This is a genomic window from Synechocystis sp. IPPAS B-1465 (assembly GCF_003015225.1).
GTDB lineage: Bacteria > Cyanobacteriota > Cyanobacteriia > Cyanobacteriales > Microcystaceae > Synechocystis.
This window is the reverse complement of the sequence record NZ_CP028094.1, coordinates 1953159-1971368: the sequence shown is the minus strand read 5'-3', so window position 1 is coordinate 1971368 and position 18210 is coordinate 1953159. Positions and strand designations below refer to the sequence as shown.

Genomic DNA, 18210 nt, shown 5'->3' with positions numbered 1-18210 from the left:
CGGAAGAGGGATACAAAATATCTGTCACCCTTATTGCGAAGCCCAAATCATTTTAGTGGAGATAATTTGGGCTTGATTTTTTCTTTGGAAATGGGCTCTAGCAAGTGCTACCTTGGGCATCAAAAATAGTCCCAAATGACTTATAGCACCTGTTTCCTGAAAAATTAACAGGAATAGTCGTTGAGTAAACATCGGGTTTCAATGTCGCAACACCTTTAATAAATACTTGAATGGGCTGATTAGAAATTGCCAATGGAACATCAATGTGGACAGTCCGACCAAGGGTTATATTTCCGGAACTTTTTACCACTGGTAGATCAACAAAAGCCCCACCTAGATACTGTTTTTGAAAATACATCACCTGCATTTCCGCCACATAACCGGCTTGATTACTAAAACTAATACTTCTCGGCCCAGGCGTTCCACCAGTGAAAAATGTCCCAACTTTAGCAAATCCACGGCTATCACTCAAGGGAACATTATTAGCAATGCCCACTTGCCAGATTGTGCCCGATAAATCCACGTAATTTTTTGTGCCAGGGGAACCAATGTAGGCAATTTCTTTGACTTCCGGCAGTGCTTTTTCCACCGCCGCAATCGCCCCTCCTGTAACAGGTGCCACCGCTGCCAGAGTAATACAACCTGCACCGACTGAAGCCGCACAAACGAATGCACCACCCACGCCTGTCGCCACCCCGGCAAGGGTTCCAGCGGCAATTGTAATTGCTGAATTGGCTATGTCATGGCCAACAATTCTGACAACTGCCACACGGTTTGCCCCCTCAGTACAGGAACTAAACCCCAGTGTCACATCCTTCTTAGTATCTACGGGATTCCCAGTTACTTGATATTTTGAGTAGTCTTTGGCCTCTGTTGCATCTTTGCCGATGAAAACAATCGAGCCGGGGTCATACCAATCTACGTTTACCGAGAAAGCGCCGTTGTTAAATACACACTGTTTACCCGGGATTAATGTCTGGGCCTGGACTGAGGATGGTAGCAGCAATGGTAATGTGAACGTGGAAGCAAGTAAGCTTAGAACCGCTAATTTAACCGACATAATCCTTTCCTTCTAATTTTTGTTGAGGCAAATACTGTTTTTGTAGCATCCAAAAATTTTTGCCACACCCAAAAATTGAGCTTAGTCAACAAAGGATTGTCGGTTGATTTGGCTGAAAATTAGTTATGACAGGCATTTTGAGAAATCTATAATCATTCTACACACGTCATACTCTTATTTAAGGTATAAAAGCTCACTTTTTCGGCAATTTTCATTATGGAAATTTAGCTGTTCTTGAGAGAGACTAATTTTGCCATTTCATTAGGATGAAGAATCAGAGCATCACTTTCTGAATGTACAATGAAGGGTTGGGAATACCTTACCAAACAGATCGCCCAGAAGATAAGCCATGGTTGCACAAATCGATTCACAACAACAGTATGAACAGGCCACCCAGGCGATCGCCAAGGAACTATTAGCCCAGACCAGGGAGAAAAGATCGCTGTGGGACAAAATTGGCGATAATCTGCGGCTCGATGACAAGTTGCTGGATTGGACCATGGGTCATCCTGGATTGCGGGTGCAATTGTTCAAATTTATCGACTGTCTGCCAGCGTTGCAGAGTAACAGTGAGATTGCCAACCATCTCCAGCAGTATATGAGCGAAGAGGAGGTGGAATTACCAGAAGCACTGAAAAAATTGTTGAATTTTGCCGATGCCCACTCGACGCCGGCCCAGATTGCAGCGGGAACGGTGAGTAAAGCGACGGAACAGTTGGCTTTTAAATACATTGCTGGGGAAACGATCGCCCAGGTGATCAAAACAGTGGAACGGCTCCGCAAGGAAAAAATGGGCTTTACCATTGATTTACTGGGGGAAGCGGTAATTACGGAATCGGAGGCGGCGGAATATTGGCAAAATTATTTGGACCTGATGGCCCAGTTATCCCAGCAAGCCAAATCCTGGTCGAAGGTGCCCCAAATTGATCAGGCAGACGGGGAAATATTGCCCCAGGTGCAGGTATCGGTAAAGTTAACGGCTTTTTATTCCCAGTTTGATCCCCTGGACCCCGCAGGTAGTAAAGCCAAGGTTTGTGAGCGGATTCGGGAATTGTTGCGGCGAGCCCAAGAATTAGGTGTCGCTGTTCACTTTGACATGGAGCAGTACCACTACAAAGACCTGATTTTAAATATTCTCAAGGAATTGTTAGTGGAAGAAGAGTTCCGCTCCCGCACCGATGTGGGCATTACCATGCAGGCCTATCTGCGGGATTCGACCGAAGATTTGGAAGCATTAATTCCCTGGGCTAAACATCGGGGTTATCCCGTGACTGTGCGCTTGGTGAAAGGAGCCTATTGGGATCAAGAAACCATCAAAGCCCAACAGAATCATTGGCAAATTCCGGTTTATGTGGAAAAAGCCCAAACCGATGCCAACTACGAGCGCATGACTCGGCTATTACTGGAAAACCACGAATATTTGTACGCCGCCATTGGTAGTCATAATGTCCGTTCCCAAGCCCTGGCCTGTGCGATCGCCGAAGAGTTGAATATTCCCAAACGTCGTTATGAAATGCAGATTCTTTACGGCATGGGAGAACCCCTGGCCCGGGCCATTGTTAAACGGGGTCATCGGGTGCGGGTCTATGCACCCTACGGTCGGCTGTTACCGGGGATGGCTTATTTAATCCGACGCTTATTGGAAAATACTGCTAACAGTTCTTTTCTACGCCAAAACCTAGAAGAGCGGCCCATTGAAGAATTAATTGCTCCGCCCCAAGTTAAAGGCATTAATGACCTACCCACCAAGGGTTATGGCAACGCTCCCGACACCGATTACGCCGATGCTGATTTACGCCAGCAAGCATTTCAAGCCCTAACCAGGGTTAAACAACAATTGGGCAAAACCTATCTGCCCTACATTAACGGCGAGTACGTGGAAACGGCTAACTACATTGATTCCGTTAATCCCTGTCGTCCATCCCAGGCGATCGGGAAAGTGGGGTTAATCAGTGTTGAACAGGCAGACCATGCCCTGGAAATAGCCAAGGCTGCGTTTCCTGCTTGGAAAAAAACTCCAGTACGGGAACGGTGTGGCATTCTCCGCAAAGCGGCAGACATTATGGAAGAGCGTCGCCATGAGTTAAACGCCTGGATTTGTTTGGAAGTGGGCAAAATTATTCCCCAAGCTGATGCGGAGGTGTCCGAGGCGATCGATTTTTGTCGCTACTATGCCGATGAAATGGAACGGCTAGACCAAGGCGTTAACCTCGATATTCCCGGTGAAACCAACCGTTATTTCTATCAACCCCGGGGCATTGCCCTAGTGATTTCCCCCTGGAATTTCCCCATGGCGATCGCCGTTGGTATGACGGTGGCGGCGTTGGTGACGGGCAATTGTACGTTACTAAAACCAGCGGAAACTTCCACGGTAATTGCGGCTAAAATTGCGGAAATTCTTATTGCAGCGGGGGTTCCCCCTGGGGTCTTCCAATATGTACCTGGTAAGGGGTCGGTGGTGGGTTCCCACATGGTCAATCATCCCGACGTACATTTGATTGCTTTCACTGGCTCCAGGGAAGTGGGCTGTCGCATTTACGCCGATGCCGCTTTGGTACAACCAGGACAAAAACACCTCAAACGGGTAATTGCAGAAATGGGCGGCAAAAACGCCATCATCGTTGATGAAAGTGCGGATCTCGATCAAGCGGTGGCCGGGGCAGTGTATTCCGCCTTTGGTTACACGGGCCAAAAATGTTCTGCCTGTTCCCGGGTGGTGGTGCTTTCCCCCGTACACGATGCCTTTGTGGAGCGGTTTGTAGAGGCAACCCGTTCCCTCAATGTGGGCCCCACCGATGACCCCAGCACCCAGGTTGGTCCGGTAATTGATGCCAAGGCCCAAGCCCGCATTCAGGAATACATCGAACAGGGTAAGGCGGAATGTGAATTGGCGATCGCCTGTGATGCTCCTAGTGAAGGCTATTTCGTCGGTCCCACGGTGTTCAAAAATGTTGACCGCCATGCCACCATTGCCCAGGAGGAAATTTTTGGTCCAGTGGTAACCATTATTCGGGCGGCCAATTTTGACGAAGCGTTGGAAATTGCCAATGGTACCGACTACGCTTTAACGGGGGGTCTCTATTCCCGTACCCCAGATCACATTAATCGTGCCGCGGCGGAGTTTGAAGTAGGCAATCTTTACATCAACCGCACCATCACCGGGGCGATCGTTTCCCGCCAACCTTTTGGGGGGTTCAAAATGTCTGGGGTTGGTTCCAAAGCGGGTGGACCAGATTATTTGTTACAGTTCTTAGAACCACGCCATGTAACGGAGAATATTCAACGGCAAGGATTTGCACCAATTGAGGGGGCAGATCAGTAAATAAGTAAATGAATAAGAAAGGCAAAATTGTACAGGGTTCTTGAGTCATCGGGGTCCTGCTTCAAATTATTACGTATTATAGGGTGTTAGTTGGTTGATTGAAGTTCTCTTTAGTCGCCACTACTACATCGTAGTAATTTCAATAAAAATCCGACAAGACTTCTATTAACCGAGAGACAAGTGATCAATTAAAATTATGGCTTCCGTACCATTTACAGACAGAGAAATGCAGAAAGCATGGCGAAACAATCTCCAGGCATCTACTCATTGTTCACGCACTAATGCCCATAGACTTTTATTATTTTATTCAATAGAATGTGGACTCAAAGCAGTTTTGATGAAACGACAATCTGCATCCTGCACAAGCTTTTGTGATGAAATTACAGAAGCACAGCACAATATTAATAAATTGCTAGACTATTTAAGTGCAGCACCGTCTCTAAAGTTATCAGCATCTCTTCAAATGGAGCCCATTCAAATCAAAGGTAAAAAGATTGAGCGAAAGATAGATGCGGGAAAAATCAATCAGGCGTGGCGATATGGCGGATGCTTGATTGATACTGTCAATAGCAGTTCTTCATTGAGGACAATAGAAGACGATAAACTGGAAAAGCAGTTGATGTGTATATCAGAGTGGATTCGACAGGAGCTAAATTCGTAATGAGATCTTTGAAATATTTGACTTGGCTAGATGTTAAAAGATTTATTCGTAAAATTACTTTCAATGGAGAAAAACTGCCAGATTGTATTAATTCGATTTCATGCTTTTCTGATGCACTAGAAATTGGGATTCCAAATTTGAACTGTATAGAGGCTGCTCAAGGAATTTTAACTAAGTGGTTTCAAGACTGGTATCAGCTAGATCAGAATCTTATTCGCTTAGATCTTGGCGATGCAGCTTTGCCTATTGAGTTTTATGAAAATGAACCTTCACAATTTGATATTTCAGGTTTTATTCGTCCTTTCTGGCAGGAAATTGCATATATAAGCAGTGATTCAGATAGTAATATTGATTTAGTTAAATTAACTTCGAAATTTCATTTTCCAGAAACTGCTTTATCATCGCCAAAGATCATTGCATTTTATTCTTTCAAAGGAGGTGTTGGTAGGACGTTACATTTGGCCTCTTTCTTATTTGCTCTTTTAGAAGCATCTAAAGAACACAATAAAAGAATCACTGTTTTAGTAGTAGATGCGGATTTAGAAGCCCCAGGATTAACCTATTGGGATAAATCAGAAAAACAACGACCTGCAATTTCCTTTATTGACTTTTTGGAAGCTTATCACTACACTCCTATTGATCGTCAAGAAACTATTGTGCTATTAGCAGAAGAGATTAAGAAAACTCCTAGATATGAAGAGGGATCAACCTTTTATTTTTTGCCAGCTTGCTTGAGTAATGAACAACTTTTAGATACTCCAGTCTTACCCGAGCATTTGGCTCGAAGTCCTGAAGGTGAATGGTCTTGTGGAAATGCTCTTCATCAGTTAGGAATAGCATTATCCGCAGATTATGTTCTAATAGATTTGCGGGCAGGCTTAAGCGAAATTTCGAGTCCTATCATTTTTGACCCCAGAATTCAGCGTTTCTTTGTAACGACAGCTACAGAACAATCTACTGCTGGTATGAGCCTCGTTTTAGAGCAAATTAGTCATATTGCTCCCTCTGAAGAAGAGATTAGTAGTGGAAAATTTTATGATCCATCAATAATTATTAGTTTTCTAACTCCTGAATTAAAAAAGCTTTCTGCCTTTGAGAATTCTTTAGAAAAATTCAACTCTGCTTATAATCCTGGTGATCAGTCCGATGATGAAAATTTATATTCTGCAAGATTAGAAATTAAGGAAACAGACTTTACTCAAGAGTTACTTTATGTTAATTCTTGGGAGGAAGCAAAAAATAAATTAGCTTCAACTTCAGTGATGAGAATTGCAAGGGAATGGGCTGCATCTCAATTAACAGAAGACCCTCAGATTTCAAGTGCAGATCTCACAATTGACAATTCTCTAGAATCAGTTCGTAATTTTAGAAAGGTGTGTAAACAGTATGAATTTGCAGAAAGTGGTGAAGGAGAAAGTTTATTAGTCACTGAATCTTTGAAAAATTTAGCAACGACTTTTCGTAATGAATTACCTCGTGTAGTTTCGATTGGAGCTAAGGGAGCTGGAAAAACGTTTATATATGTTCAACTTTCTAGATTAAAATACTGGGAAACATTTCTAAGGCGTGCAACAAGAGACTTAGCTGAAATCGAACCAAGGACTCACATCTTTCCCCTACTTCAGTCAAGTACATTGAGGGATGCGGCAGAAAATATTGTCAGAGAGGCCAGGGCGTCAACTCAGAAAGCTTTGTCTGATTCTATGCTTGAATTTTATCACTCAGATTTTCAGGACAGCATCAAAAGTTTTCTTGAAAAGTCTAGCAGTGAACCAGAGTGGACAAGATTTTGGATTCAGCAAATATCTAAGTCGGTTGGTTTATTACAGAATAATGATTCTTCAAGTTTGCTAATCTTAAACGATTATTTAAAGCAAAAAAATGTTCGCCTTATTTTTTTGTTTGATGGATTAGAGGATATTTTTGCAGAGGCTGTAGTAGATTCAGGGCAACAAATTGCGTTAAGAACGTTAATTAATTTGCCCAAGAGACTAAATGAAATTAGACAGGCTAACTTTGGCTTAATCATTCTTCTGAGACGTGATTTTTTAAGATACTCAGTTACACAAAACCTCGCACAATTTGAAAGCCTTTATAGTCCTTACGACTTATCTTGGGATGCAGACTCATTTTTAAGATTGGCTTATTGGGTTTGTAGTCAAGCTTCTGTGATTGGTGCCAACGAAGAAGTCTTGGATAGTTTGAGTCGAGAAGAACTGGTTACCAGTTTAGAAAATTTATGGGGAAAAAAATTGGGAAAAGATACTGGAAAAGAGGCGCATACCGCGAATTGGATTTATGCAGCATTGTCAGATTTCAAGGGGCGCTTACAAGCGAGGGACATTGTTCGACTCCTCTATCATGCTGCACATATCACTATCGATAGAAGTGGAGAAGTTCAATTTGAGCGTTGGTCTGAAAGCCGTCTTCTGCCGCCTCAAGCAATTAGACGAGCAATAGAGCCTTGCAGCAAAGATAAAGTTAGCGAAGTCAAAGAAGAGTATCCCGAATTTAAAAAATGGGTTGACATTGTAGAAACAGAATACACACCAGAGCAGAAACGTGCACCTTTTACTTTGGATGCGTTATCTATCAACCAAGCAACCATTAGAATGCTGGAAGATATAGGTGTGATTTATGAAGATAGAGGTAAAGATGACATTGCACGTTACTACATGCCGGAGATATATCGGTCAGGTCTTGGGTTTACTCTAGAGAAAGGAGCCAGACCTCGTGTATTAGTCTTGAAACGAAAAGCACTAGGGGCAGATATCTTTTAAATAGAAGACAACTTTTGCAAAACTATTGAAAAACATTTGAATTACATCAAACGAACTGCATTATGAAAATCACCCATACTTCTTGAAAAAAAATTGAAGATCTGATTGAAAACTTAGCTGATTTATACGGAATGTTTACCCAAGATGAAGTACTGGGAATCAGGCAGTGATTGTTTCCCCCTGCAAAAAATCCTGTAGTTGTTGATCGTGGTCGTGACTTAATGCTCCCAACGGTAAATCTTTCACCGCAAAAGCTTTGACCTCGGATACTTCCTGGCGATCGCCAATGAGCAAATCACCTTGCGCTTTAACCACCAGGGAAATGGTGACGGAGTGCATACGGGGATCTCTGTCGGGACTGGAATAGACCCCAAGCAGGCGATCGATTTTTATCAACCGTAAACCGCTTTACCAGGGACCTGGCTCCATCTGTCAGTACATCTCGCAGCGCCACATAATTAGACCGTCCTTCTGCTTGGTGGCCAATCATGTACTTTTTGCCTAAATTTGACCCCCGGATCATCACGTCCGACATAGGAATCCCAATTGAGAACCGACATTCATTAGCTTACTCAACAAACTCCCAACCCTTAACACCCGTAACAAACCGTTACCCCGGACCGACACAATTGATGATTAATCACCCAGGGAAACCACACGATGCAACACTTCATCAATGCCATAGGGACAGGTATCAGGCAGAGCCAAACCCGTTTCCTTAAATCCATCGGCCCGGGCGGCAGGATAAATTTTTGATAGGGATTCATTAATCAAATAGCGTTTTAGGCTAGGACTATCTTTCAAGTAGAGATCGATATTTGCTCTTTCTTACTCTATTGTTCCTTGCCAACTGCGAGAGCGCCGTTTTGGCTGATAATCCCACTTCAGCAAATGATGGACAATCAACCGCAGACTACTCAGAAGGCGATCCCTTTCTCGCTTCGACAAATCCCGTACCTCTTCCACCAAATTTTCAATATCAAGTTCCGTAAATTTACCCGATTGGAGCAAATCGGCCATGGTTTCTGCCCATTGGCTATAGTCTTTTTCATACAGCTGATCGATTTTAATGTTGTCCATGGATGTTTGTGCTTGAATCTTATTTTACAGGGTTATTTCTAACAAAATCTCTAGCTCCAAATGGACCACCACCGCAAACGCTAAGCAGACATACATTCCCGATGAAGAGCATTTTATCTGCGTATCGAGAAACTTTTCCACCTCCGCAAAATCGACAATTTCGTCCGCGCCAACCGAAGAAGCCATTAATGCGGGCTCCCCCTCTTGAAGACCCTTCCGCTTAATCTCCTAATAGAAAAGAAACTGGTTAATATCGGTTTGTTTCAAATCCAGTAACTACATAATCCTCTCCGTGGCCAAATCCTGGAACTTATTCGTCAGTATGGTCTCAATCACACTTGAACGTCGCTTGAATTCTCCCTCCGTCGGCACACTATCTACTATCTAATAAAGCTTTACCCATCGGCTGAGAGTTAAATTTGGTCAGCCAAAGTCTTGATACCAAGATGGAACAAACTTTAAAATTTTTGCCCAGGAATAGTAAAAAGTTAATCTAGAATTAGGGTAGCAGGATTTTTGTCCGTATCCCTCACCATCCATCGCCCATGGCTACCAAGAAAACTTCCCTTTGGCTCTACGACACCACCCTCCGAGACGGGGCCCAAAGGGAGGGAATTTCTTTGTCGTTGACCGATAAATTGACCATTGCCCGCCGTTTGGATCAATTGGGTATTCCCTTTATTGAGGGAGGTTGGCCCGGAGCCAATCCTAAGGATGTGCAGTTTTTTTGGCAATTACAGGAAGAGCCCTTGGAGCAGGCGGAAATTGTGGCCTTTTGCTCCACTCGTCGCCCCCACAAAGCGGTGGAAACAGACAAAATGCTCCAGGCGATTCTCTCTGCTGGAACCCGCTGGGTAACCATTTTTGGCAAGTCCTGGGACCTCCATGTGCTGGAGGGATTACAAACTAGCTTGGCGGAAAATTTAGCTATGATCAGCGACACGATCGCCTATCTACGTAGCCAAGGGCGGCGGGTGATATACGATGCCGAACATTGGTTTGATGGCTATCGAGCTAATCCAGATTATGCCTTGGCAACCTTAGCCACAGCCCAGCAGGCCGGGGCAGAATGGCTCGTGATGTGTGATACCAATGGGGGTACTTTACCGGGGCAAATCAGCGAAATTACCACTAAAGTTCGACGGAGTTTAGGACTGGACGGTCAATCCGATCGTCAACCCCAACTGGGTATCCATGCCCACAACGACAGTGGCACAGCGGTGGCCAATTCCCTCCTGGCGGTGGAGGCTGGAGCGACTATGGTTCAGGGCACCATCAATGGCTACGGAGAGCGCTGTGGCAATGCTAATCTCTGCACTCTGATTCCCAATTTACAACTGAAACTCGATTACGATTGCATTGAACCGGAAAAGCTAGCCCATCTCACTAGTACTAGCCGTTTAATCAGTGAAATAGTCAACCTGGCCCCCGATGACCATGCTCCTTTTGTGGGGCGATCGGCTTTTGCCCATAAGGGCGGAATCCACGTCTCGGCAGTGCAACGTAATCCCTTTACCTATGAGCATATTGCCCCGAATTTGGTTGGTAATGAACGGCGTATTGTGGTGTCAGAACAAGCGGGGTTGAGCAATGTTTTATCTAAAGCGGAGTTATTTGGCATTGCCCTAGATCGTCAGAATCCCGCCTGCCGCACTATTTTGGCAACCCTCAAAGATTTAGAACAGCAAGGTTACCAATTTGAAGCAGCGGAGGCCAGCTTTGAACTGCTTATGCGTCAGGCCATGGGCGATCGCCAACCCCTATTTTTAGTGCAGGGCTTCCAAGTACACTGTGATTTGCTGACCCCGGCGGAAAATCCTGCTTATCGCAATGCCTTAGCCACGGTGAAAGTAACTGTTAATGGGCAAAATATCTTGGAAGTAGCGGAAGGCAATGGCCCCGTCTCGGCCCTAGACCAAGCTCTGCGTAAAGCCTTGACCCGTTTTTATCCCCAAATTGCCGATTTTCACCTGACTGACTACAAAGTACGGATTTTAGATGGAGGGGCCGGCACGTCCGCCAAAACCCGTGTCCTCGTCGAATCCAGCAATGGCGATCGCCGTTGGACCACTGTAGGAGTATCGGGCAATATTTTAGAAGCTTCCTATCAGGCGGTGGTGGAAGGCATTGAATACGGCCTGCGCTTATTAACCTGTGGGCTAACTAATCAAGAGGCGATTTCCAGTTAATATCTGCTTGTTAGAATTTTAAAAAATCTGTTGCTCAAGTTTTAATTTATTCTTCAACATTTTCCGAGATTAAATAAACAAATTAAAGCTTTGTAAACAAAATTTGAACATCATTCAACCCGGCCGTAGTAGGCGATCTTTTGGTGGTCTGGATGTCGTTGATTATATTGCCATGCCCAGAGTTGATCCCCTTGGGAAAAATGCCACCATTCCCCCGGATGCCGCAGAAACCCGGCGCTTTCCATGATGGTATTTAAGAGTTCTCGTCGTCTTTGATATTGCTCAAATTCTTTCCTTTGGCGATCGCTATTCGGTTCCACTGTTTGATAATAATTGGGCAGGGAACGGGCTGATAATTCGTCAATTTCTCCCCCCATATCCACAGGTTGCCCTAAGTCATCCAGCAACGTTATGTCCAGAGCTGCTCCCGTGCTGTGGGGCGGAGGGGTGAGGGGATTATTGTTGGGAACGGCCCAAATTTGATAAACCTGGTGATAAATATTTTCCTTTTGTTCGGGGGTTAAAACTTGGCCTTGTAAGCCATCTCTCGCCACAATTTCGGCAAAAGTGTGATCCACCATAAACTGTTGAACGGCGATCGGGCGGTAAGCATCAAATACTAAAATCTCCCAGCTCGGCTCAATGTCAGCCAAGGTCAACCGAGCCTGATCCAATCTTTTTAAAACTCCAGTACGCAATACGTAAGGCGATCGCCCTTGGTAATCCGCTCCTACTTGTGCGTAGGGATGGGGTTTAAGCGATTTAACGCCTTCAAGATTGATGGGGGCGAGGGGTTCACCACAATCTTGGATGGGAATAGCAAGATAGGGTTTGAGCGGGGTATCAAAGGACATCGAAGCTGAGTTACAGGGGTAAAAACAGTAAATCCCCCAGAATTTGGAGGATTTTAAGCATTCTAACTTGATGGAAGTTTATTCAGCAGTGGCGGGATAAACACTCACTTTGCGGCGGCTTCTGGTTTTATGCTCAAACTTAACCACACCGTCAATCAAAGCGAAAAGGGTGTCATCTTTGCCCCGGCCGACGTTGTTGCCGGGATGAACTTGGGTACCCCGTTGACGCACGATGATGCTGCCAGCGGTAACGGTTTGACCACCGTAGCGTTTGACTCCCAAGCGTTGGGCGTTAGAATCGCGACCGTTCCGGGTACTCCCCGTTCCTTTCTTATGGGCCATGGTTATTAATGTCTCCTGTTAATGGTTAACAAATTTTTTTCAGGCTAGCCAGCGAGTTCTGATTGTACCCGACCTACAATACTAGCCAAATTTGACTGGTTGTTGTCTTAACCAGCCACCACTGGGGTTTTAGCATCCACTTCGAGGGCCTCGGCGATCGCCGTGCCGTTGACGGAGATGGATTTCACCAATAGGCGGGTGAGCTCTTGGCGGTGACCCCGTTTTTTGCGGGTTTTCTTTTTGGGTTGCATTTTGTAGACGATGACTTTGCGACCCCGACGGTGGGAGAGAATTTCCCCTTCTACAGTGGCTCCAGCGACGTAGGGCTGGCCAATGGTGACATTGTCTCCGTCTTTGACTAGCAACACCTTATCGACCACATAGCTGTCTTCCGGTGCGGCGTCGAGGTGGTTAATCTCGTAAAAACGGCCGGGCTCAACCCGAATTTGGGTTCCCCCAATTTCAATAATGGCGTAACTCATAATTTATTTGCGTAAATTGCCGTACAGGTATGCCGCCGTTAAGTTTTCTGGTTTATTTGAGGAACTTGTTAACTCTGCCCCCTAAATCCCCCAACGTTGGGGGACTTTGAAATTGATCCCCCCCAGAATTGGGGGGCTAGGGGGGCATTACAAACAGATCCTAGGGAAACAACAGAAAAATATTAAGCTCTGGCATTTTTGGGTAATGGTTGTCGTAACCTGATCCGAGCGGGATAGTTGACAAGCGATCTTCTATTTTCTAAGTTGCTAGCTATTTTGTCAAACTCATCCTAACTGGTGTTTGCTGGACCGCAATTTGTTCTGCCACCAACTCGGCCATGGCGATCGCCGCCCCGGATTGGCCCCGCACCTGTTGTAATTGTTGACGTATCTGGGTTAACTGTTCAGGATGGTCTAACCAGGGCGTTAATTGACTAGCCACCCCCATTGGCGTTAGATCCCCCATCAATTCCGGCACAATTTCCCGACCAGCCCAGAGATTGGGCCAAGCAAAGAGACGTTTTTTCTTGGCAATGAGGTAATTAATCAGGCGGGTGGATTGTTGTCCCACCCAGGGAATGCGAGCAATTAATCCTGGTAAACCGTCCAAATGCTTCAGCGCTTCCGTGTGTTGGGTAGGCAATAAAATCACCATGGGGATGCCCAAAGCTCCCAGTTGAGCGGTGTTGGCCCCCACAGTGGTTAGGGCGAAGGTCAATTTTTTCAACTCCGTCAGGGCGGGAAATTGGCGACAAATATCAATTCTTAATCCCGTTGCTGCCAACAAATAGGATTCTTGCCCCTCTTTTTCCATTACTTCTATTTCAATATTGCCCATGGAACTAACCAAGGGGTTGGTTTTGACCTGTCCGTAGCTCTGCAATTGCTCCAAATCTACAGTGGGCGCCAAAAAAAGCACAAATCGGCATTGGGGATGGGTTTTCTGTAACTCCACGGCGATCGCCACTTCCAGGGGCACTCCCTGGGTCAGTTTAGTTGCCTTAGAACCGGGCAGGAGACCGATTAAAGGTTTTGCCGATGGACCTACCGGAGCGTCGGCGGCATCAACATCCACCATCAAATCCCCCACGACGGTGGCTTTTGATCGATAAATTTCGGGTAAAGCTTGGCGTACTTGTTCATTCATCACCCCAAAGGCATCAATCCACCGGGGCCAGCGGGCATCCCACTCGGCATAGACCACGGAACGATAGCCCAACCGTTTGGCGATCGCCAGGGCAAAAAACTGATCTCCCCCCAAAAAAAGCACCACCCCTTGGGAATGCCAGGACCATGACTCGGCCGTTTTCCCCCAGAGCAAGAAATTCCAAAAATGTTCACTACTCTGCACCCGGTCCACTTCTGGATAGCTACGCACCACCTCCGCTTCCCTACCCATGGCATGGGGACAGGGGGAAAGCATCACCGAAATCCTCAGGTGGCTGTAGCCCAAAAGTTGACGCAAAGCCTGCACAACAGGACGAACCCAGGTGGTCACTTCCCCTGGGCCATTGGACAGGATTAAAACGTCAACGGGATTGGTTAATACGGGCAAAGTTTGCAAAACAGTAACAACCTAGGAGCCCAATTTGCTGATAATTCTTTGGACAATTTCCACCCCAGTGAAAGCTTGCCAACCAAATAAACCAATCAATGTGATATTTAGGGTGATGTGGGTTAAGCGGGCTGTTTCATTACCCTTTTGCATCCAGGGCACCAACGCCGCCGCCGTAGCGATTAAACCAATCATGGCGAGACCAACGAGTAAGTGGGGACCGACAAACAGCTTGCCATTGTTGATATAGGTAACCGCCATGCCGCCAATGGTCCCCAACACCATTAGGGAAAGTAGGAGAGAGCCGAGGATAAAGTGTTTACCCTTAACATCTTTTTGGAGCAACTCCTTCCGTTTTTCCGGTTCTGCGGAGCGAATTTGTCGGGACTGGAAGCCCAGCCACATGGCGTACACCGAAGTGAAGAACAACGCCCACATCATAATGGGGTGGCCAAATTGGCTATAAATTTTAATCGGTTCAGGAATCTCAAGGGCCAGTAGAGGAAACATCATTTTAATTAAGTTGATGATTGGTCGTAGTTAATACAGCTTGGAAAAAATCTAACTACGGTTGCTTAAAGAAATTTAACACAGCCCATGGTGACAGCGGTTCCTCCCCCGGTTAGGACTTGGCCCATGCTCAACTCAGTTCTAGGGATGCTAGTTCCAACTGTTTGCCATCCATTACTGTTTGGCTAATCTGGTCGCAGTGGGGACAGCGGTAAATCCAATCCTCTGGCTGAAAATTTTCGTGGCAGTGTTGGCAACGACAGGTAACGGGAATTTCTTCAATTTCCAATCTCGCCTCGGCGGCCATGGTATTTTGTCGCACCACTTCAAACGCAAACCGTAGGGCATCGGCCACCACCCCAGACTGTTGCCCCACCCGCAGGGTTAAACGATGGATTTGGCTGGCTCCATGGTCTTCCGCCTGGGCAATGGCGATCGCCAAAGTTTGCTCCATCAGACTAACTTCGTGCATATGATTAACTCTGGGTAGTTCATTTTCCAGACAGGGCAATCCCAGAACAATGCGGCGGAAAACCAAAACTTAGAAGCAAAATCTAGCTATTCTTTAGGGTGCCTGCAGAGGCTTTGATCTGGACAGATCCCACCTCATAGAACTCGGTGTTAGTATTCGGTATTCTCGTTGCTGTTGCTGCTACTTTTAAAAGCTTGTTCAAATCCTAACCTTTGCTCGGCGTTGCGAAGAAAATAGCCACTCATCATGGCGGAGGCTAAAAGACGGCCCAAATTTTCCCGGCTAGTGCTGATGGTTACCCCAAAGTGCTCCGGGGGTAAATTTCCCAACAGACCGATAATGTTGCGCTCCATCACCTGAAACACTTCCTGGGAATCGGGGCGAGATAATTGGGCAATGGTTTCGGGGCTTAATTCTTGAACGTATGTCCACAAACTATCTTTGCCTGGGGCTTCATTGCCAGCGAATAACGGTTGGGGACGTTGGGGTTCATGGGTCACAGTGGATCTCCTCTTCTAGTAATGGAACTCGATTTGGGATTGATTCCGATGGGATAAACACAATGTAACAATTTCAGGAAAAAACCGGAGGGCAAAGAACCGAACTTACCCTGGTGTTGATGCCGCCCATTGTTGTCGCCGAGCTTCGTAGAGCATTACCCCGACGGCGATCGCCACGTTGAGGGATTCCACCTGGGGAGCCTGGGGAATGGCCACTTGATGGGTGGTTAGTTCCAGCACGGGAGCGCTGAGCCCTTGGCCTTCACTACCAAAAATGACTATGGTGGGCCGCTGAAAATCAATTTCCCAGAGAGTTTGGGTTGCCTGGGGAACGGTGGCAATGAGTTGTAATCCCTGGGTGTGAAATTTTTCCAAGAGTGGCGGCAAAGATTGCAGTTGTTGCTGGGGCAAAAGCAAGCTACTACCGGCGGAGGAGCGCAAGACCTTTGGGCTGGTGGGATCAACGCAGTCAGCGGTTAACCAAATTCCTTCCACTCCGGTGGCGGCGGCGGTTCTAAGAATAGTGCCCAGGTTACCTGGATCCTGTAATCTTTCCAGCACTAGGCCTAACCGAGCATGGGGGGGCGGCGATCGCCAAAATTGATCCATGGTTAAAGTTGCTACCACGCCGTCGGGATTAACGGTGCTGGCCATTTTTGCCAAAACTTCCCCACTGACCAAATAACTGTGGACAGACTGGGCCATTAGGCGATCGGCCAAGACGGGATTTTTTTCCTGCCACATTGCGGTGAAACAGCCATGGTTAAAGCCTTTGCCCTGGGCTAAGGCCACTTCGAGCAAATGGGTGCCTTCCAGCAAAAGTTGACCCTGTTGTTTCCGTCCCTTGGTTTGGTGCAGTTGGCGCAATTGTTTAACCAGGGGGTTTTGGGTGCTGGTGATGGAAGCAATGTCACTGGTCAACGGATACACCTTCCTGAATACGCATGGGCAGAAATTGAAGACAAATTAAGCTTATCGTCCCGTGGTGGAAGGTTCGGAAAAACCTAATTTGAAGCTGATTCCACCCAATTTTTAGCCCGGCTCCAAAGGCGGCTCCCTGGGCCGTGGCATCCAACACCGCAGGCCGTTCTACGGGAATGCCTAAAACATCCGCTTGGCATTGCATCAAAAAGTCATTGTTACAGGCTCCTCCATCTACTTTCAGTTGTTGAATGGGGGCGGGACTATCCTGGTTAATGGCCTCCACCACTTCCCGGGCTTGGAAGGCGATCGCCTCTAGAACCGATCTGACTAGATGGGCTTTAGTTACCCCTGCTGTTAAGCCAAGAAAAGCGCCACAGGCATTCATGTCCCAATGGGGAGCCCCCAAACCACTTAGGGCCGGCACAAAGTAAACGCCGCCATTGCTATCCACACTGCGGGCTAGGCTTTCACTGGCCGCCGCTGATTCAATTAAACCCAACTTATCCCGTAGCCATTGCACACAGGAACCAGCAGTGAACATACTTCCTTCCAAGGCGTAATCCCTTGTCAAGCTTTTGTCTCGGTTGGTTTGGGTCCAAGCCACAGTGGAAAGTAAGCGATGTTGGGAACGGGTTACCGTTTGCCCCGTATTCGCCACCAAAAAAGCCCCCGTGCCGTAGGTACATTTCAGCAATCCTGGGCGATCGCAGCCGTGGGCATAGAGGGCCGCCTGTTGGTCACCAAAAATGGCGGTAATGGGAATTTCTACCCCCAGAATTTCCGGGTCGGTAACGCCGAAGTAACTCAAACTAGGTTGCACCTCCGGCATAATCTGGGCGGGAATGGTGAATAAATCCAACAGCTTTTCATCCCAGATGAGGCTGTCTAAATTGAGCACCATAGTACGGCTAGCATTGCTGTGGTCCGTGCGGTGTACTTTACCCCCAGTTAAGTTCCAGAGGGCCCAGCTATCAATGGTGCCCGCCAACAGATTAGCTGGATCGACACTCTTACTCTGTTTAACCCAATCCAATAACCAATGGAGTTTGGTGCCCGAAAAATAGGCATCTAACACGAGGCCGGTGCGCTCATAAATTTCGTCCACGTAGCCCGCCGCGGTTAATTCTCCACAAAAGTGAGCAGTGCGTCGATCCTGCCAGACAATTGCCGGATGGAGGGGTTGGCCAGTGGTCTTATCCCAGAGCAAACACGTTTCCCGTTGCACCGTTAGACCGATCGCCACAATTTGTTGGGGTTGGATAGCGGTTTTTTGCACCACTTCCTGCATGACTGTTTTCGTATCCCGCCAGATTTCCAGGGCATCGTGCTCCACCCAGCCAGCCTTGGGATAGAACTGGGTTAACTCTTTGTAAGCTTGCCCGACAATATTGCCTTCGTAATCAAACAAAATAGCTCGATTGCCGGTGGTGCCCAAATCCAGGGCCATTACATACTGATTATGTTTTGCTGTCATAGACG

Annotated in this window: 16 protein-coding genes and 1 pseudogene; 4 read left to right on the top strand and 13 right to left on the bottom strand. The window is 46.6% G+C overall.

Translation table 11 applies throughout. The features are described from left to right. Positions 1 to 97 precede the first annotated feature (97 nt). A complete protein-coding gene (locus tag C7I86_RS09370) occupies positions 98 to 1060 on the bottom strand; it encodes a hypothetical protein (RefSeq protein WP_010872990.1) in 963 nt (320 codons plus the stop codon). Between the two features lie 349 nt (positions 1061 to 1409). Between C7I86_RS09370 and pruA the strand changes: the two genes are divergently transcribed. The 3 genes from pruA to C7I86_RS09355 all read left to right on the top strand — a co-directional run bounded on the left by pruA (position 1410) and on the right by C7I86_RS09355 (position 7823). Further along, positions 1410 to 4382: an L-glutamate gamma-semialdehyde dehydrogenase gene (gene pruA, locus C7I86_RS09365; protein ID WP_010872989.1), complete on the top strand. Its 2973-nt coding sequence runs from the start codon at positions 1410 to 1412 to the stop codon at positions 4380 to 4382. A gap of 196 nt (positions 4383 to 4578) precedes the next feature. Then, the gene (locus C7I86_RS09360) at positions 4579 to 5043 is read left to right on the top strand and encodes a hypothetical protein (RefSeq protein WP_010872988.1); all 465 of its coding nucleotides are present in this window, start codon (positions 4579 to 4581) and stop codon (positions 5041 to 5043) included. A 17-nt stretch (positions 5044 to 5060) separates the two neighbouring features. Beyond that, on the top strand, positions 5061 to 7823 hold the full coding sequence (locus C7I86_RS09355; protein WP_223211268.1) for a ParA family protein: 2763 nt from the start codon (positions 5061 to 5063) through the stop codon (positions 7821 to 7823). A 159-nt stretch (positions 7824 to 7982) separates the two neighbouring features. On the opposite strand, the gene C7I86_RS09350 is transcribed toward C7I86_RS09355, so the two are convergent. From C7I86_RS09350 to C7I86_RS09330, 3 genes and pseudogenes are all read right to left on the bottom strand, one after another. Then, on the bottom strand, positions 7983 to 8162 hold the full coding sequence (locus C7I86_RS09350) for a hypothetical protein (RefSeq protein ID WP_010872986.1): 180 nt from the start codon (positions 8160 to 8162) through the stop codon (positions 7983 to 7985). Between the two features lie 297 nt (positions 8163 to 8459). Beyond that, a pseudogene (locus C7I86_RS19170) lies at positions 8460 to 8843 on the bottom strand (DUF29 domain-containing protein). Positions 8844 to 8927: 84 nt separating this feature from the next. Continuing rightward, positions 8928 to 9089, bottom strand: a complete 162-nt coding sequence (locus C7I86_RS09330; protein ID WP_010872984.1) for an ABC transporter — start codon at positions 9087 to 9089, stop codon at positions 8928 to 8930. 359 nt (positions 9090 to 9448) lie between these two features. Here C7I86_RS09330 and cimA point away from each other — a divergent pair, with 359 nt between their 5' ends. Further along, positions 9449 to 11092 carry a citramalate synthase gene (gene cimA / locus C7I86_RS09325; RefSeq protein ID WP_010872983.1) on the top strand — a complete coding sequence of 548 codons (1644 nt, stop codon included), beginning with the start codon at positions 9449 to 9451 and terminating at the stop codon, positions 11090 to 11092. A gap of 110 nt (positions 11093 to 11202) precedes the next feature. Here the strand turns inward: cimA and ddpX are convergent, their stop codons facing one another. The 9 genes from ddpX to glpK form a co-directional block, all read right to left on the bottom strand. Next, positions 11203 to 11946 (bottom strand): D-alanyl-D-alanine dipeptidase DdpX, encoded by a 744-nt coding sequence (ddpX, locus tag C7I86_RS09320; RefSeq protein ID WP_010872982.1) that lies wholly within the window; start codon positions 11944 to 11946, stop codon positions 11203 to 11205. Between the two features lie 78 nt (positions 11947 to 12024). Then, entirely contained in the window at positions 12025 to 12288 is a 264-nt protein-coding gene (rpmA, locus tag C7I86_RS09315) for a 50S ribosomal protein L27 (protein ID WP_010872981.1), read from the bottom strand. Positions 12289 to 12395: 107 nt separating this feature from the next. Beyond that, positions 12396 to 12770, bottom strand: coding sequence for a 50S ribosomal protein L21 (gene rplU / locus C7I86_RS09310; RefSeq protein ID WP_010872980.1), 375 nt, complete (start codon positions 12768 to 12770; stop codon positions 12396 to 12398). Between the two features lie 271 nt (positions 12771 to 13041). Continuing rightward, positions 13042 to 14268 (bottom strand): hypothetical protein, encoded by a 1227-nt coding sequence (locus tag C7I86_RS09305; RefSeq protein WP_010872979.1) that lies wholly within the window; start codon positions 14266 to 14268, stop codon positions 13042 to 13044. Positions 14269 to 14346: 78 nt separating this feature from the next. Beyond that, on the bottom strand, positions 14347 to 14838 hold the full coding sequence (locus tag C7I86_RS09300) for a DUF4079 domain-containing protein (protein WP_010872978.1): 492 nt from the start codon (positions 14836 to 14838) through the stop codon (positions 14347 to 14349). A 127-nt stretch (positions 14839 to 14965) separates the two neighbouring features. Beyond that, a complete protein-coding gene (gene hypA / locus C7I86_RS09295; RefSeq protein WP_010872977.1) occupies positions 14966 to 15307 on the bottom strand; it encodes a hydrogenase maturation nickel metallochaperone HypA in 342 nt (113 codons plus the stop codon). 149 nt (positions 15308 to 15456) lie between these two features. After that, entirely contained in the window at positions 15457 to 15807 is a 351-nt protein-coding gene (locus tag C7I86_RS09290) for a DUF760 domain-containing protein (RefSeq protein WP_010872976.1), read from the bottom strand. 105 nt (positions 15808 to 15912) lie between these two features. Then, entirely contained in the window at positions 15913 to 16737 is an 825-nt protein-coding gene (locus C7I86_RS09285) for an RNA methyltransferase (protein WP_010872975.1), read from the bottom strand. Further along, the gene (gene glpK / locus C7I86_RS09280) at positions 16718 to 18205 is read right to left on the bottom strand and encodes a glycerol kinase GlpK (RefSeq protein ID WP_010872974.1); all 1488 of its coding nucleotides are present in this window, start codon (positions 18203 to 18205) and stop codon (positions 16718 to 16720) included. The genes C7I86_RS09285 and glpK overlap by 20 nt, the downstream gene beginning before the upstream one ends. Positions 18206 to 18210: the final 5 nt, after the last annotated feature.

Coding starts and splice junctions, on each gene's coding strand:
- C7I86_RS09330 (WP_010872984.1), bottom strand. CDS start 9,089: ATGGCTTCTTCGGTTGGCGCGGACGAAATTGTCGATTTTGCGGAGGTG.
- cimA (WP_010872983.1), top strand. CDS start 9,449: ATGGCTACCAAGAAAACTTCCCTTTGGCTCTACGACACCACCCTCCGA.
- C7I86_RS09300 (WP_010872978.1), bottom strand. CDS start 14,838: ATGATGTTTCCTCTACTGGCCCTTGAGATTCCTGAACCGATTAAAATT.
- rpmA (WP_010872981.1), bottom strand. CDS start 12,288: ATGGCCCATAAGAAAGGAACGGGGAGTACCCGGAACGGTCGCGATTCT.
- C7I86_RS09360 (WP_010872988.1), top strand. CDS start 4,579: ATGGCTTCCGTACCATTTACAGACAGAGAAATGCAGAAAGCATGGCGA.
- pruA (WP_010872989.1), top strand. CDS start 1,410: ATGGTTGCACAAATCGATTCACAACAACAGTATGAACAGGCCACCCAG.
- ddpX (WP_010872982.1), bottom strand. CDS start 11,946: ATGTCCTTTGATACCCCGCTCAAACCCTATCTTGCTATTCCCATCCAA.
- C7I86_RS09350 (WP_010872986.1), bottom strand. CDS start 8,162: ATGCACTCCGTCACCATTTCCCTGGTGGTTAAAGCGCAAGGTGATTTG.
- rplU (WP_010872980.1), bottom strand. CDS start 12,770: ATGAGTTACGCCATTATTGAAATTGGGGGAACCCAAATTCGGGTTGAG.
- hypA (WP_010872977.1), bottom strand. CDS start 15,307: ATGCACGAAGTTAGTCTGATGGAGCAAACTTTGGCGATCGCCATTGCC.
- glpK (WP_010872974.1), bottom strand. CDS start 18,205: ATGACAGCAAAACATAATCAGTATGTAATGGCCCTGGATTTGGGCACC.
- C7I86_RS09370 (WP_010872990.1), bottom strand. CDS start 1,060: ATGTCGGTTAAATTAGCGGTTCTAAGCTTACTTGCTTCCACGTTCACA.